We start from the raw sequence: 16,840 nt of genomic DNA on the forward strand, positions 1-16,840 counted from the left end.
GGCCTGACTCCGGTTGAATATCGAAATCAGGCCTTACAAGCCGCTTAATAAAAGTGTCCAACTTTATGGGGTCACTTCATATTAATCAACGCGCTTTTTTATTTTATAAAAATTAATTTTTATTCATCGAACATAAAATATTCACTTGACATTGCATCATTGAACTAGTTTAATAGTACAAAATTTATTTTATACCAATAACATTATGAAAATACAATCTTTACATCTTATTACTCGTCCATTCACTTACTTTGGTTGGTGGTGTGGTTCATTTTGCGGGTAATGTGATGATGGATGGTCTTTTTCGCAAAACCCGCTTAGTGCGGGTTTTTTAGTTTCAGGATATTAAAAGAATTAGTCTGAATAAAAATTTAAACATAGAGAGTCAACAATGAATAAGCCAACATTAACTCAAATAACCAAAACCATCGGTTATTATCAAGATCCGACTCAGGTGTTTTATCAATTGTGTGATAGTCGACCTGCGACATTGCTGCTTGAATCGGCTGAAATTGATAATAAGCAAGGCATTAAAAGTGTGATGATTGTTGATAGTGCTTTGCGCATTTCAGCGCTGAATACCAAAGTCACTATTGAAGCGTTAACAACCAATGGTGAAAAACTATTACCTTTGTTGCAACAAGCCGTTGACGATAAAGTAGTTAAAACATTCGCTAATGCGCAAACATTAACGTTAGTTTTTCCTGACATTGATCATCTGCAAGATGAGGATTCACGTTTGAAATCTTTGTCGGTATTTGATGCATTAAGAACCTTGTTAACAGTCGTTAATGTGCCAGAAAATTCCAGTCCAGATGCGGTTTTTATTGGCGGATTATTTTGTTATGATCTGGTCGCGGGATTTGAAAATCTACCAATTTTATCTTCTGAACAGCGTTGCCAAGACTTCTGTTTTTATTTAGCTGAAACACTATTAGAAATAAATCATAAAGATCATCTATCCATTTTAAAAGCAACCGCATTTACGTCTAACACTAAAGAAATTGAACGATTAACACATAGGTTAGATGAGCTGCAAACAACGTTAAGCAAACCGATGAAGCCAATTGATAGCCAATCGCTTGCCAAAATCGATGTAAGTTGCAATAAGAGCGATGATGATTTCAATACCATCGTAAAAAAAATGCAAGATGCCATTCAGCAAGGCGAGATTTTTCAGGCAGTACCATCAAGACGTTTTACATTGCCTTGCCCCAAACCGTTATCAGCTTATCAAGTACTAAAAACCAATAATCCAAGTCCTTATATGTTTTATATGCAAGATAAAGATTTTGTGTTATTTGGTGCTTCTCCTGAAAGTGCACTTAAATATACTAAGGCTACCAATCAAGTTGAAATCTACCCTATTGCTGGCACACGCCCACGTGGTCTGACCGCGAATGGCGATATTGACCATGATTTAGACAGTCGTTTAGAACTTGAGATGCGAACCGATAAAAAAGAGTTGGCCGAGCACCTAATGCTGGTTGATTTAGCCCGCAATGATTTAGCCCGTATTTGTGAGCCGGGTACACGTTATACCAAAGAGTTGTTGAAAGTCGATCGTTATTCGTTTGTGATGCATTTGGTTTCGCGAGTTGTGGGACAGTTACGGCAGGATTTAGATGCATTACATGCTTATAAAGCCACGATGAATATGGGCACATTAACTGGCGCACCAAAAGTGCGTGCAATGCAATTAATTGCTGAATCCGAAAAAGTGAAACGTGGTAGTTATGGCGGAGCAGTAGGTTATTTTACCGCAAATGGTGATCTTGATACCTGTATTGTGATTCGCAGTGCTTATGTTGAAGATGGCATAGCCACGGTGCAAGCGGGTGGGGGAGTGGTGTTGGATTCGGATCCTCAGTCCGAATCAGACGAGTCACGTAATAAAGCTCGCGCAGTAGTTAGGGCAATTATGGCAGCACATAATGTAGAAGGTGTATTCTAATGGCTAATATCTTATTTATTGATAATATTGATTCATTTACTTATAACTTGGTTGATCAATTACGTAATAGCAAACATTGTGTGACTGTTTATCGTAATACGATTCCTGCCGATGTGATTATCGAAAAATTATCACAAATGCAAAATCCTATTTTGATGTTATCTCCAGGTCCTGGCGCACCGAGCGAAGCGGGCTCTATGCCTGAACTGTTAAAACGGTTAAAAGGTAAATTACCGATCATTGGTATTTGCCTTGGGCATCAAGCTATTGTTGAATCCTATGGTGGCAGTATTGTGCCAGCGGGTGATATTTTACATGGTAAGGCATCGCTTATTGAGCATGATGAGCAAGCGATGTTTGCAGGATTGCCTAATCCATTGCCAGTCGCTCGTTATCACTCTTTAAAAGGTGAGAATATTCCCAAAACGCTCACGATCAATGCTCTTTGCAACAATATTGTAATGGCTGTACGCAATGATGAAGATCGAGTTTGTGGTTTTCAGTTTCATCCGGAATCGATTTTAACCATTCAAGGTGTAAAACTATTAGAGCAAACCATAGCTTGGGCACTTAATTCACCACAAAAAAGAGCCGAGCCTAATCAGCAAAAAGCAATTGTTGATAAGCAAGAATACAATATTCAACCAATATTAAATAAATTGTATTTAGGCCAAACAATTGCGCAGGAAGAAAGCAAAATACTTTTCAACCTCATCATTCAAGGTAAAATTGAACCAACGGTATTAGCAACGGCTATCATCAGTATGAAAGTGCGTGGCGAAAAACCAGATGAAATTGCAGGTGCAGCGCAGGCTTTGCTTGAAAATGCCGATAGTTTTGATATACCAGATTATGATTTTACCGATATAGTCGGTACGGGTGGAGATGGTACGAACAGTATTAATATTTCAACTGCCAGTGCCTTTGTAGCCGCTGCATTGGGTTATAAAGTGGCAAAACATGGTAATCGCGGTGTATCGAGCAAATCGGGATCTTCTGATGTGTTATCTGCTTTAGGCATTAAATTAAATATGCCAGCCGAAGCATCACGTAAAGCTCTAGATGAACTAGGTGTTTGCTTCTTGTTTGCCCAGCAATATCATTCTGGGTTCCGTCATGCAGCACCAGTACGACAACAGTTAAAAACACGTACTATTTTTAATGTATTAGGACCATTAATTAATCCGTCTCGCCCTAAACGTATTTTATTAGGGGTTTATCATCCTGATTTAATCCAACCTATTGCAGAAACATTAAAAATGCTTAACTATACTCATGCTTATGTGGTACATGGGGCGGGTATGGACGAGGTAGCGATTCATGGTGCTACTCAAGTAGGGGAAGTTAAAAACGGCGAAATTCGTTATTTTACTTTAACGCCAGAAGATTTTGGTTTACCAACCTATACACTAAAAGATATTGAGGGCGGTACACCAGAGATGAATCGTGATATGTTAATTGCGATTTTACAAGGTCATGGTAAACCTGCTCACGAAGCAGCAATTGCTGTCAATGTGGCGATGTTGATGAGTTTGTTTGGTCAAGCTGACCTTAAACAGAATGCTAAACGCGCGATCGATATGATGCATAGCGGTAAATCTTACGAGTTATTGCAAAAGTTAGCAGCAAGATAATAGATGGAGAAGAATATGGTAATTGCAGCATTAGCCAAAAATGTTGAAATGGCAACAGTATTAAAAAAGATCATTCATGATAAGCAGATTTGGTTATCTCAGCAGCAAGCAGCTACGCCACTTGCAATTTTTAAATCGGAGGTGAAACCCAGTGATCGTGATTTTTATCAAGCTTTAAATCAAGCTAAAACGGCGTTTATTTTAGAGTGTAAAAAGGCTTCGCCATCTAAAGGATTAATTCGTGAGGATTTTGATCCCGCCAATATTGCTAAAATTTATAAAAATTATGCATCGGCTATTTCGGTTTTGACCGATGAAAAATATTTTCAAGGTCGCTTTGAATTTTTGACAATTGTACGTAATGAGGTGACACAACCGGTACTTTGTAAAGATTTTATTATTGATGAATACCAGATCTATTTGGCTCGTTATTACCAAGCTGATGCCATTTTATTAATGCTATCAGTCGTGACAGATGACGAGTATCAACAGTTAAGTGAGGTTGCTCATCGACTTAATATGGGCGTTTTAACCGAAGCGAGTACTGAAAGTGAAGTAGAAAGGGCAATTAAATTAGGGGCGAAAGTCATAGGTATTAATAATCGTAATTTGCGCGATCTAACCGTTGATTTAAACCGAGTTAAAGATTTATCGAAAACGATCCCTGATGATCGTATTGTGATTAGCGAGTCAGGAATTTATACCCATAGTCAAGTAAAGGATCTGCGCCAGTATGCTAAAGGCTTTTTAATTGGCAGCGCGTTGATGTCAGAGCCTAATTTAGATTTAGCCATTCGCAAAGTCGTGTTGGGCGAAAATAAAGTTTGTGGGTTAACTCGTGCCGAAGATGCGGTCAATGTTTACCAAGCTGGAGCAGTATATGGCGGGTTGATTTTTGTCAGCAGTTCACCGCGTTATATTCAACCAAATATTGCCCGTAGCGTAATGTCGGCAGCACCTCTTAATTGGGTGGGCGTTTTTAAAAACCAAGACATTGATGAAGTATGTCAAATTGCTGAGCAGTTATCTCTTTATGCAGTGCAATTGCATGGTAAAGAAGATGCTAACTACATACAAGCTTTACGCGAAAAGTTACCTTTAACCTGCCAAATTTGGAAAGCATTAAGTATTGATGGCACAGTCCCAGAGCATCATAATCCATTAGTTTCACGTTATATATTTGACAATGGTGCGGGGGGAACGGGTAAAAGTTTTGATTGGTCATTACTTGATAATCATGAGTTAAGTAATGTGATTTTAGCTGGAGGCATCAATCCAGAAAATATTAAGTTAGCTATTGCAACCAGTGTACTCGGGGTTGATCTCAATTCAGGGGTTGAACAGGCACCTGGTATCAAAGATAAACAGAAAATCAACGCAGTATTTGAACAAATTTAATTTTTAATTATAAAAAGGAATGGTTATGTCTAAATTAAATCCTTATTTTGGTGAATTTGGTGGGCAATATGTCCCCCAAATATTAATGCCTGTACTAGAACAACTTGAGCAAGCTTTTTTATCAGCGATACATGATCCAGATTTCCAAAAAGAGTTTAATGATCTATTAGTTAATTATGCGGGTCGACCAACCGCGCTGACATTATGTAAAAATCTAACGGCAGGAACTAAAACGAAACTTTATTTAAAACGAGAAGATTTAGTGCATGGTGGGGCACACAAGACCAATCAAGTATTAGGTCAAGCTTTACTGGCTAAACGCATGGGTAAAACTGAAATTATTGCCGAAACTGGAGCAGGGCAGCATGGTGTTGCTTCCGCTTTAGCTTGTGCTCTATTAGGCTTAAAATGCCGAATTTATATGGGCGCTAAAGATGTTCAACGTCAAGCACCTAATGTCTTTAGAATGCGGCTTATGGGCGCAACAGTGATCCCGGTTGAAACAGGTTCTGCAACGTTGAAAGATGCCTGTAATGAAGCGCTACGCGATTGGTCTGGTAGTTATGAACACGCTCACTATATGCTTGGTACAGCAGCGGGACCCCATCCTTTCCCAACTATTGTGCGTGAATTTCAACAAATGATCAGCCGTGAAGCTAAACAGCAAATTTTAGAGCGTGAAGGCCGTCTGCCTGATGCTGTCATTGCTTGTGTTGGTGGAGGATCTAACGCAATTGGTATGTTTGCTAACTTTATTGATGATAAATCCGTTAAATTAATTGGTGTTGAACCCGGCGGACATGGTATTGAAAGTGGCGAGCATGGGGCTTCATTAAAACATGGTAAACTAGGCATCTATTTTGGAATGAAAACTCCAATGATGCAGACTGACGAAGGGCAAATTGAAGAGTCTTATTCAATTTCGGCAGGACTTGATTTTCCAGCAGTGGGTCCACAACATGCTTATTTAGATAGCATTGGCCGAGCGCAATACGTTTCGATTACTGACGATGAAGCACTTGATGCGTTTAAAGAGTTATCCCGTCATGAAGGAATTATCCCCGCACTTGAATCATCACATGCATTAGCCTATGCGATGAAAATGATTAAAGAAAACCCAGACAAAGAACAACTATTAATTGTTAACTTATCTGGTCGTGGTGATAAAGATATATTTACTGTTTATAATGTTTTAAAAGCAAAAGGAGAAATACAATGAGCCGTTATCAAAAACTGTTTGCAACTTTAGCAGCGGAAAAACGTGGTGCATTTGTTCCTTTTGTACCGGTTGGCGATCCAACACCTGACCTTTCGCTAAAAATTATCCAAACCTTGATTGATGCAGGTGCTGACGCCTTAGAATTAGGTATCCCATTTTCAGATCCAATGGCTGATGGTCCAACCATTCAAAATGCCAATATCCGTGCTTTTAAAGGTGGCATTAGCGTTGAAAAATCATTTGAAATTTTAAGTAAAATAAGAAAGCAAAATGCTGATATCCCAATAGGTTTGCTAATTTATGCTAATTTGGTGTTCAAAAATGGTATTGATAACTTCTATGCTAAATGTGCCAAAGCGGGCGTCGATTCAGTATTAATTGCTGATTTACCTGTGGAATATGCGCCAGAATTTACCGATACTGCTGAAAAACATGGAATTGACCCAATATTTATTTGTCCGCCTAATGCAGATGATGAAGTGATAAAGAATATTGCTAAACAAGGTAAAGGCTATACTTATTTGGTATCGCGTGCAGGCGTAACCGGTACTGAAAATCGTGCTAATAAGCCTTTAACCCATTTACTTGATAAATTGCATGAATATGGTGCTCCGCCAGCGATTCAAGGATTTGGTATTTCTGAACCGTTCCAAGTCAGTGAAGCCATTAAATCGGGTGCTGCTGGGGCTATTGCTGGTTCGGCTACAGTTAAAATTATTGAGCATAATCTGGATAACACAGATAAAATGCTGAGTGAATTAGCGAGCTTTGTTAAAATGATGAAACAGGCGACAAGCAAGTAATCTTATTTAAAAGAACTATCATTGGTATAATGAACTTGAATTATGGATTTTTATACCAATATTAGGTAATCAATTATGCTTAATTTACCTGAATGCACAAGCAAAGTTATAGTGTGTTATTTTTAACAACTTTAAGCATAATTGATAAAACGAGCGTGATTTTAAGTTGCATTTTATCCAAAAAGAAGTATAATTCTCAGTCATCTATCGCGGGGTGGAGCAGCTTGGTAGCTCGTCGGGCTCATAACCCGAAGGTCGTTGGTTCAAATCCAGCCCCCGCAACCACTTAAATTTTCATTCATAAATCAATCAACCCTTTTTATTGCATGAAAGTTCAACTCAAGTGGCTTCATTATAATTGGTTTTTTAAATGTAGCCTCGCATGTCGAGGTTTTTTTTCGTGTTGTGATTTTAAGCGTAAGTTTAAAAAGAATGTTGGGCTTTATGCCCTTTTTTATTTTCTGCAGTGGAGGTTTGTTTGGCTAATATAGAACAGCAATTAACTGATATCATTCAAGAACCAGTAAATGCACTTGGTTTTGAGTTAGTTGGCGTTGAATACATTCGTGGTCGTTATCCTGTACTTCGAGTCTATATTGATAATGAAAATGGTATAACTGTTGATGATTGTGCTGATGTTAGCCGACAAATTAGCGCAGTACTTGATGTTGAAGACCCTATCAAAGACGCCTATAACCTTGAAGTTTCATCGCCAGGTATGGATAGACCTCTGTTTACGCTTGAACATTATCAACGCTTTATTGGTGAAGAAGTCACTATTAGTTTACGCATTCCTGTTGCAAATCGTCGCAAGTGGAAAGGTAGGATAAAATCCATTGATAATGACATGATTACATTAACGGTGGAAGATAATAATGAAGTGTTTGCTTTTAGTAATATACAGAAAGCAAACATAGTACCTAATTTTAACCTTAAATAGAGTACGGGTGTAAAGGATGAATAAAGAAATTTTAGCTGTTGTTGAAGCAGTATCAAATGAAAAAGCACTAACGCGTGACAAAATTTTTGAAGCGCTAGAAACAGCATTAGCAACAGCCACTAAAAAGAAACAGAATGTGGATATTGACGTTATTGTAAAAATCGACCATAAAACAGGCGATTATGACACATTCCGTCGTTGGCATGTTGTGAGTGATGTCTCTCAACCAACGAAAGAAATAACATTAGAAGCAGCACAATACGAAGATCCATCAGTACAACTCGGTGATTATGTTCAAGAACAGATTGAATCAGTAGCATTTGACCGTATTACTACCCAAACAGCGAAACAAGTTATTGTACAAAAAGTACGTGAAGCTGAGCGAGCCATGGTAATTGACATGTTCAGAAATCGCATTGGTGAAATCGTAACGGGTATTGTCAAGAAAACTAACCGTGATAGTGTAATTCTTGATTTAGGTAATAATGCCGATGCAATGATGTTACGTCATGACATGTTACCACGTGAAAACTTTCGTATTGGTGACCGTGTTCGTGGTATTTTATATCTTGTTGAACAAGATAACAAACCAGCACAACTTTGTATCAGTCGTTCTAATCCTGAGATGATGGAAGAATTATTCCGTATCGAAGTGCCAGAAATTGGTGAAGAGATGATTGATATTAAAGGTGTTGCTCGTGATCCAGGATCGCGTGCCAAAATTGCAGTTAGCAGCAATGACCGTCGTATTGATCCAGTCGGTGCTTGTGTTGGTATGCGTGGTGCACGTGTTCAAGCGGTATCAAATGAATTTGGTGGTGAGCGAATCGATATTGTTTTATGGGATGATAACCCAGCACAATACGTAATTAACGCTATGGCGCCTGCAGATGTGGTGTCAATCGTTGTTGATGAAGATAAACATACTATGGATGTCGCCGTTAATGCCGATACGTTGCCACAGGCAATTGGTCGAAATGGGCAAAATATTCGTTTAGCATCACAGCTTACGGGCTGGACATTAAATGTTATGAGTACCGAAGATTTACAAGAAAAACATCATGCAGAATCTTTTGCTTCAATTAGTAATTTCATGAAGCATTTAGATATTGAAGAAGATCTTGCACAACTATTAGTTGAAGAAGGCTTTACTTCATTGGAAGAACTTGCTTATGTACCTGTTGATGAATTACTTGAAATTGAAGAACTTAATGAAGAACTTGTTGAAGCATTAAGAAGTCGAGCAAAGGATGCATTAACCACAATGGCATTAGCGACGAGTGGTGACAAAAGACCTGCTCAAGATTTATTAGATTTGGCAGGTATGACACAAGAATTGGCCTATCAATTAGCACAACATGACGTAACTACTTTGGAAGATTTAGCTGAACAAGGTACTGACGATCTAGCCGACATTGAAGGTTTAACAAGCAAACAAGCTGGCGATTTTATTATGGCTGCACGTAATATTTGTTGGTTTGCAAATGAATAATTGAGGGAAAGTTATACATGACCAAAGTATCAATCGAAACACTGGCTCAGGAAATAAATACTCCAGTGCAAACACTTTTGCAACAGTTTGCCGATGCAGGTATGAAAAAAACAGCATCTGATACTGTTACACAAAAGGAAAAAGAAGCTTTGCTTGCGCATTTAAATCCTCAGCAAGGTCCGACCAAATTAACGCTGCAACGTAAAACACATTCAACTTTAAATGTGTCAAGTGCTGGTGGTAAAAGCAAAGAAATTAAAGTAGAAGTTCGTAAAAAACGAACTTTTGTCAAGCGCGATCCGGCTGAACTTGTAGCAGAACAAGAGAAAGCTCGTCTTGAAGCCGAAAAAATTAAGCAAGAAGCTGAATTGAAAGCCCGCCAAGAAGCGGAAGAAAAAGAGCGATTAGCAGCTGCAGAAGAAGCCAAAAAACGTGAAGAAGAAGCTAAAAAACAAGCCGAAATTCAGGCTCAGGCTCAAGCACAAGCTCAGGCTGAAGAAGAAAAAGCTAAGCAAGTAGCAAAAACAGAACAAGCGCACCCTGTGGATCCTAAAGTGAAAAAAGCACAAGAAGAGAAGGCTCGTTTAGAAGCCGAAGCTAACGAAATTAAACGAAAAGCAGAAGAAGAAAATCGTCGTAAACTTGAAGAAGACGCTAAACGTATGGCTGAAGAAGCACGTAAATTAGCAGAACAATACAATGATACGGATGAGACTGATAATTCAGATGATGATGATTATCATGTTACCACTTCTAAATATGCAAGAGCCGCTGAAGACGATACCGATCGTGAAGTAGAAAGCTCTCGAGGACGTGGTCGCAACGGTAAACAAACTAAGCAGAAAAAAGGTAGCAAACTTTCTGAAGGTAAAGCTGAACGTGAAGAAGCGCGAGCTGTTACCCGAAGTGGTCATAAAAAGAAAGGTAAAAGCGCATTGCAACAAAGCTTTAATAAACCAGTACAAGCGGTTAACCGTGATGTTGTGATTGGTGAAACAATTACCGTTGCTGAATTAGCCAATAAAATGGCTGTTAAAGGCTCAGAAGTCATTAAAACCATGATGAAAATGGGCGCAATGGCAACCATTAACCAAGTAATCGATCAAGAAACAGCACAGCTTGTTGCTGAAGAAATGGGACATAAAGTGGTACTTCGTCGTGAAAACGAGCTTGAAGAATCACTTATGAGCGATCGTGATACTGGCGCAGAAAAAGTTGCACGTGCACCTGTTGTAACCATTATGGGACACGTTGACCATGGTAAAACATCGTTACTTGATTATATTCGTAAAGCGAAAGTAGCATCAGGTGAAGCGGGTGGTATTACTCAGCATATCGGTGCTTATCATGTTAAAACTGCAAATGGTGAGATCACTTTCTTAGATACCCCAGGCCATGCGGCATTTACTTCAATGCGTGCTCGTGGTGCGAAAGCGACCGATATCGTGGTACTTGTTGTTGCTGCTGATGACGGTGTAATGCCACAAACAATTGAAGCTATTCAGCATGCTAAAGCAGCGAATGTGCCAATTGTTGTTGCTGTAAATAAAATTGATAAACCTGAAGCCGATCCTGAGCGTGTAAAAGGCGAATTGGCTCAATATGGCGTTATGTCAGAAGATTGGGGCGGTGATACTCAGTTTGTTCATGTTTCAGCTAAAGCAGGTACGGGTATCGACCAACTACTTGAAGCGATCTTATTACAAGCTGAAGTACTTGAATTAACTGCTTACGAAACTGGAATGGCAAGTGGTGTTGTTATTGAATCATTCCTTGATAAAGGTCGTGGTTCTGTTGCTACCGTACTGGTTCAATCAGGTACATTACGTAAAGGCGATATTGTACTTTGTGGATTTGAGTATGGTCGAATTCGTGCAATGCGCAATGAATTAGGTAAAGAAGTGACTGAAGCTGGTCCATCTATCCCAGTTGAGATTCTTGGTCTATCTGGTGTGCCATCAGCGGGTGATGAAGCAACTGTTGTACGTGATGAGAAGAAAGCTCGTGAAGTTGCGCTTTATCGACAAGGTAAGTTCCGAGATGTGAAATTAGCTCGCCAACAAAAAGCGAAACTTGAAAACATGTTCACCAACATGACCGAAGGTGATGTATCTGAACTCAATATCGTGTTAAAAGCAGATGTTCAAGGTTCGGTTGAAGCAATTTCCGATTCATTACTTAAACTATCAACCGATGAAGTTAAAGTTAAAATTATTGGTTCAGGTGTAGGTGGTATCACTGAAACTGACGCTTCTCTTGCGGCAGCATCTAATGCAATTATTTTAGGCTTTAACGTACGTGCTGATGCATCTGCGCGTAAAGTTGTTGAAACCGAAAACTTAGATCTACGCTACTATTCAGTGATTTATGATCTTATTGATGAAGTTAAACAAGCAATGAGCGGTATGCTTGCACCTGAGTACAAACAAGAGATCATTGGTCTTGCCGAAGTACGTGATGTCTTTAAATCACCAAAATTTGGTGCGATTGCTGGCTGTATGGTAACGGAAGGTGTGGTGAAACGTCATAATCCAATCCGTGTATTACGTGATAACGTGGTTATCTATGAAGGCGAACTTGAATCATTACGTCGCTTTAAAGATGACGTCAACGAAGTTCGTAATGGTATGGAATGTGGTATTGGTGTACGTAACTATAATGATGTTCGCGTTGGCGATACTATTGAAGTGTTTGAAACTATCGAAATCAAACGTACGATTTAGTCATTACGCTGTCTTTTATAAGCAAGGTTTAAGCCTTGCTTATTTATATTTAAAGGAAAATAGATATGGCAAAAGCATTTAATCGTTCATCTCGAGTCGGACATGAATTACAAAAAGAAATTGCAATCATCTTGCAACGAGAAATTAAAGATCCTCGTTTAGGTATGGTAACGGTTTCTGGCGTAGATATTTCACGTGATCTTTCATACGCTAAAGTTTTTGTAACTTTTTTAAATGATGAAGACCCGCAAGTTATCGAGCAAGGTTTAAAAGTGCTTAATGATGCGAAAGGCTACATTCGTACTTTAATTGGTAAAGCCATGAGCTTACGTATTATTCCTGAGATTAAATTCTTTTACGATGAGTCTCTGGTAAAAGGTATGCATATGTCTAATTTAGTAACGAATGTTATTAAGCAAGATAATGAGCGTCATAAAGATTAATTTTACAAATAACTTCTAATTTTTTGTAAAAAAGTTTCAGGTTAACTATACGTTTCAGTATAAAAAGATGATGAATATAAAAAAAACTCGCCGTGATCTTCACGGCGTTTTATTGCTAGATAAACCACAAGGCTTGACGTCAAACGATGCGTTGCAAAAAGTAAAGCGATTGTTTAATGCGAAAAAAGCAGGGCATACCGGAGCGCTTGATCCATTAGCAACGGGTATGTTACCAATTTGCTTTGGTGAAGCGACCAAATTTTCTCAATATTTGTTAGATTCTGATAAGTGCTATCGTGTCATTGCTAAACTTGGTGAACGAACTGATACTTCTGATGCTGATGGTCAAATAGTTAGCACCAAACCAGTTGATATAACTGAATCGCAAATCAATGAAGCTTTAACACATTTTCGTGGTGATATTTTACAAGTACCAACAATGTTTTCAGCGTTAAAATATCAAGGTAAGCCACTTTATGAGTATGCTCGTCAAGGTATTATAATTGATCGCGAAGCTAGACCTATCACTGTTTATAAAAATGAATTTATTCAATTTGATGTTGAAAAAAACGAATTGACGTTAGAGATACATTGTTCTAAAGGAACTTATATCCGCACAATTGTTGATGATCTGGGTGAACGACTTGGTTGTGGTGCACACGTTATTTATTTAAGACGTTTGCAAGTATCCAACTATCCTATTGAAAATATGGTCACGTTAGAAACATTAGAAGAGATGAACGATAGAGATCACCTCTTAATGCCCGTAGATAGTCCATTACAAGATTGGCCTAAAGTAATACTGACACATGCTCAAGGTGATGATATTTTATTGGGTCGAACGATTGAACTTGATACTAGTAAAGCAGTTGAAACATTGGTAAGAATCTATCAAGATGAACAATTTATTGGAGCGGGAATACAACTGTTTAATAAATTATCGCCAAAACGATTAATATCAACTTCATAATATTTAATCATGTTTAAGTGAATGAATTGGCTAAATTGAGTTAAGTTAACACAGAATAATTTACTATTTTTAATAAAAAAATGTCTCTGTTTCAATAATATGGTAGCGTTTAGTTGTAGCTAATTCATTTCTTATATATTGGCAAAGCAAGGTTGCGGCTTCTTGACCCATTTTATACATGGGTTTATTAACACGACTTAGCTTATCTAATTCATTGTATTGCCTATCTGTTGAGTGGCTAAGATAAGTTATTGTAATCGGTTGAGGTAGCTGAATTTCACTCTCTTTTGCTTGATGTAATGCGCCTAAGATAACACTATAATTTGTTGAAAAAGATGGATGGTTTTGAAATCTTTCATCTAAATAATTTAGATTAACATTATCACAACAGATAATAGCGGTAGGGGGATGGTTACTATTTATTAATTGTTTAATCGCCGCTCTGCCATGTTCATAGGTAAAGCAATCTTCGATAAGATAGTCTTTGTTAATGGTAATATTTGCTCTTAATAAAGCTTGTTTGTAGCCTTGTAAAAAAAGTGTTGAACTGATTTTATTGTTATCATTAAATAGCACTGCAATTTTTGAGTGAGAATTATTGAGCAAATATTGGGTTATTTGATGTCCAATCACTAAATGATCAAAATGAACACATATAAAGTTTAAAGAAAAGTGATTAACTAACACAATAGGCGGTAAAGCTTTCTTAAAATGCTCAAGTTCCTGCAAATAAGGCGCATCATTAATAACTAAAATACCAGCAAAGGAATTTTGACTAATGTATTTGATTAAATAATGGATGTCTTTTTTTGTTTGATAGGGAAAGCGAAAGTAAAAAATTGCAAAACCAGTTTGAGTTAACGTTTGCTCTAAACCGTAGTTGATTAATGTTCTTGTGATAAATTGATTGTCCAACACTAATATTTTATTACTGCTATTATGATCATTATGTGGTTTAAAATTATTATGAATATCAATGTTGAGCTCCTCAATGGCTTGATAAACTTTAGATTGTGTCATGGGTGAGGTTAAATGTGGTTTTTTTAAAACTCTCGACACGGAAGCAATGGATAAATTGGCTTGTTTAGCAATGGTTGATAATGTTTTTTTTGCCATGGTAGATGTTTCTAAATTCGTTTTATAATCGTTTTAATTTTACGATGTATATTTAATTAGTAACTGAGAAAGATTGTTTTTGTCGATCAATGTTCCAAAAAATTTATTAGAGTTATAAAAAAATTATTAAAAACTGACGTTAAGTTTTTTTTAAAACCTAGTCTAATCAACTCCTTTTATATGAATAATGGTAAAAAGAACAAATGCCAATATCATTGCGAAGTATCTTTTTCCGCTATATTTAAGATATAGTGATATAATTACTACTAAACTTTTTTATTTGGGTTATTAAATATGTCTGCATGGAATATTGCGATTGTTGGTGCGACAGGACAAGTAGGTTCTGCGCTAGTTGAATTGTTACAAGAACATTGTGTTCAAATAGACGAAGCACAAACTGATAGTGCTCAAAAACATAATTTTCAGATTGAAAATCTTTATTTAGTTGGAAGTGATAATAGTGCTGGCGAAATTGTGCGCTTTGCGGGTAAAAACTTAACGGTTATTGATAGTGCACAAATGGACTGGAGTCAGTGCCATTTTGCCTTTTTTGTTGCTGGTGCAAAAACGAGTGAAAAATATGCACAAGTAGCGACCGATTCTGGTTGCGTTGTTATTGATGCCAGTGGTTATTTTGCTACTCAAGATCATATTCCATTAATTGTACCTAAAGTTAACAACAATGTGTTAACTGAATATCGTAATGATAATATTGTTGCAGTGGCAAGTGCGACGGTATGTCAGTTATTGCGTTGTGTGGCATCGTTAACAGATACTGAATTATTAACCAATTTACATGCAACCAGTTTTATTCCTGCATCACTCTACGGTAAGCCAGGTGTTGATGAACTAGCAGGACAAAGTGCACGTCTACTTAATGGTATGCCAGTTGATAATGAACTGTTTGATAAACAATTGGCTTTTAATTTATTACCAATATCACATGAACGTGATGATGTGGCTTTAGGTGAAAAATCACAGATTAATCAAATCCGCAAAGTTCTTAATAATTATGATTTACCGGTTTCGATTGAATCAGTTGTGGTGCCGGTATTTTATGGGCTTGCACAAGCAATAAATGTATCGAGTAGCTTACCGATTGAATTAGATATGGCGCGATTTGGTGAATATGGTGTTGAGGTACAAGAAGGTAACTTACCAACACCCGTTACGGAAGTCAGTGCCGAATCAGAATCTCAATTGACAATAAAATTGTCTAATTTACGGCATAGTTATGGGCATTATGAACAAATTCAATTTTGGTCAGTAGCTGACAATGTTCGCTATTTAGGTGCATTAATGTTGATAGAAACGCTTGAGATCCTAATTAATGACTACCTCTAAAATCGCTTTAGGTATTGAATATGATGGTAGTGGCTATTTTGGTTGGCAACGTCAGCAATCAGTTGATTCTATCCAAGCAAGATTAGAATCAGCATTATCGACTGTCGCTAATGAGCCAATAAACCTATTTTGTGCAGGTCGAACCGATGCGGGCGTGCACGCAACAGGACAAGTTGTGCATTTTGAAACCCAAGCTATACGATCTGAAACTGCTTGGACAATGGGGGTCAATGCACATTTACCGATAAATATTGCCGTGCGTTGGTCGCAAGTGGTCGATGATAGCTTTCATGCCCGGTTTAGTGCAACAGCTCGACGTTACCGTTATGTCATTTATAATAACCGTTATCGTCCAGCAATTTTGGCCAAAGGTGTTTCACACTATTATTTGCCTTTGAATGAGGCATTGATGCATCAAGCCGCACAGTATCTATTAGGTGAAAATGATTTTTCATCATTTAGAGCGGCACAATGTCAATCACGAACACCTTGGCGTAATATTCATCATATTGAAGTAACAAGGCAGGGCGAATATATCATCGTTGATATTAAAGCTAATGCATTTGTTCACCATATGGTTCGCAATATAGTAGGTAGTTTACTTGAAGTTGGCGTAGGCAATAAACCGCCATTATGGATTAATGAACTTCTACAAGTAAAAGACAGGACTCAAGCGGCAGCAACCGCTAAACCTGAAGGATTATATTTAGTTCAAGTGGATTATCCGGATGAGTATCAAATACCTAATCTTGCATTAGGGCCATTATTTTTAGCGTAAGTGAATAAACTTAACGATAAATTAGT

At 37.7% G+C, this 16,840-nt stretch carries 13 protein-coding genes and 1 tRNA gene; 13 read left to right on the forward strand and 1 reads right to left on the reverse strand.

The genetic code is table 11. From position 1 onward, the window contains the following. Positions 1–391: 391 nt before the first annotated feature. From H3S88_RS07035 to truB, 11 genes are all read left to right on the forward strand, one after another. On the forward strand, positions 392–1,954 hold the full coding sequence (locus H3S88_RS07035; RefSeq protein WP_198228595.1) for an anthranilate synthase component 1: 1,563 nt from the start codon (positions 392–394) through the stop codon (positions 1,952–1,954). Then, on the forward strand, positions 1,954–3,588 hold the full coding sequence (trpD, locus tag H3S88_RS07040; protein WP_198228594.1) for a bifunctional anthranilate synthase glutamate amidotransferase component TrpG/anthranilate phosphoribosyltransferase TrpD: 1,635 nt from the start codon (positions 1,954–1,956) through the stop codon (positions 3,586–3,588). The genes H3S88_RS07035 and trpD overlap by 1 nt, the downstream gene beginning before the upstream one ends. A gap of 15 nt (positions 3,589–3,603) precedes the next feature. Further along, a complete protein-coding gene (gene trpCF / locus H3S88_RS07045; protein ID WP_232352534.1) occupies positions 3,604–4,986 on the forward strand; it encodes a bifunctional indole-3-glycerol-phosphate synthase TrpC/phosphoribosylanthranilate isomerase TrpF in 1,383 nt (460 codons plus the stop codon). Between the two features lie 25 nt (positions 4,987–5,011). Continuing rightward, entirely contained in the window at positions 5,012–6,205 is a 1,194-nt protein-coding gene (trpB, locus tag H3S88_RS07050; RefSeq protein WP_232352533.1) for a tryptophan synthase subunit beta, read from the forward strand. Beyond that, positions 6,202–7,008 (forward strand): tryptophan synthase subunit alpha, encoded by an 807-nt coding sequence (gene trpA / locus H3S88_RS07055; RefSeq protein ID WP_198228592.1) that lies wholly within the window; start codon positions 6,202–6,204, stop codon positions 7,006–7,008. The genes trpB and trpA overlap by 4 nt, the downstream gene beginning before the upstream one ends. 208 nt (positions 7,009–7,216) lie before the next feature. Beyond that, positions 7,217–7,293: transfer RNA gene (locus H3S88_RS07060), tRNA-Met, on the forward strand. Positions 7,294–7,486: 193 nt separating this feature from the next. Continuing rightward, positions 7,487–7,948 (forward strand): ribosome maturation factor RimP, encoded by a 462-nt coding sequence (gene rimP, locus H3S88_RS07065; RefSeq protein WP_039127611.1) that lies wholly within the window; start codon positions 7,487–7,489, stop codon positions 7,946–7,948. A 16-nt stretch (positions 7,949–7,964) separates the two neighbouring features. Continuing rightward, positions 7,965–9,440, forward strand: a complete 1,476-nt coding sequence (gene nusA / locus H3S88_RS07070; RefSeq protein WP_039127608.1) for a transcription termination factor NusA — start codon at positions 7,965–7,967, stop codon at positions 9,438–9,440. A 17-nt stretch (positions 9,441–9,457) separates the two neighbouring features. Beyond that, on the forward strand, positions 9,458–12,163 hold the full coding sequence (gene infB, locus H3S88_RS07075) for a translation initiation factor IF-2 (protein ID WP_198228591.1): 2,706 nt from the start codon (positions 9,458–9,460) through the stop codon (positions 12,161–12,163). Between the two features lie 65 nt (positions 12,164–12,228). Beyond that, the gene (gene rbfA, locus H3S88_RS07080; RefSeq protein WP_039127604.1) at positions 12,229–12,606 is read left to right on the forward strand and encodes a 30S ribosome-binding factor RbfA; all 378 of its coding nucleotides are present in this window, start codon (positions 12,229–12,231) and stop codon (positions 12,604–12,606) included. Between the two features lie 67 nt (positions 12,607–12,673). Further along, positions 12,674–13,576, forward strand: a complete 903-nt coding sequence (truB, locus tag H3S88_RS07085; RefSeq protein WP_198228590.1) for a tRNA pseudouridine(55) synthase TruB — start codon at positions 12,674–12,676, stop codon at positions 13,574–13,576. Between the two features lie 69 nt (positions 13,577–13,645). On the opposite strand, the gene H3S88_RS07090 is transcribed toward truB, so the two are convergent. After that, positions 13,646–14,692, reverse strand: coding sequence for a LacI family DNA-binding transcriptional regulator (locus H3S88_RS07090; RefSeq protein WP_198228589.1), 1,047 nt, complete (start codon positions 14,690–14,692; stop codon positions 13,646–13,648). A 294-nt stretch (positions 14,693–14,986) separates the two neighbouring features. On the opposite strand from H3S88_RS07090, the gene H3S88_RS07095 reads away from it, so the two are divergent. Together H3S88_RS07095 and truA are read left to right on the forward strand one after the other, a co-directional pair. After that, complete coding sequence (locus tag H3S88_RS07095; RefSeq protein ID WP_198228587.1) at positions 14,987–16,036, forward strand: aspartate-semialdehyde dehydrogenase; 1,050 nt, start codon at positions 14,987–14,989, stop codon at positions 16,034–16,036. Next, positions 16,023–16,814 carry a tRNA pseudouridine(38-40) synthase TruA gene (truA, locus tag H3S88_RS07100; RefSeq protein ID WP_198228585.1) on the forward strand — a complete coding sequence of 264 codons (792 nt, stop codon included), beginning with the start codon at positions 16,023–16,025 and terminating at the stop codon, positions 16,812–16,814. Before H3S88_RS07095 ends, truA begins: the two co-directional genes overlap by 14 nt. Positions 16,815–16,840: the final 26 nt, after the last annotated feature.

It is taken from the genome of Gilliamella sp. B14448G11, from assembly GCF_016101765.1.
Taxonomy (GTDB): Bacteria; Pseudomonadota; Gammaproteobacteria; order Enterobacterales; family Orbaceae; genus Gilliamella; species Gilliamella apicola_N.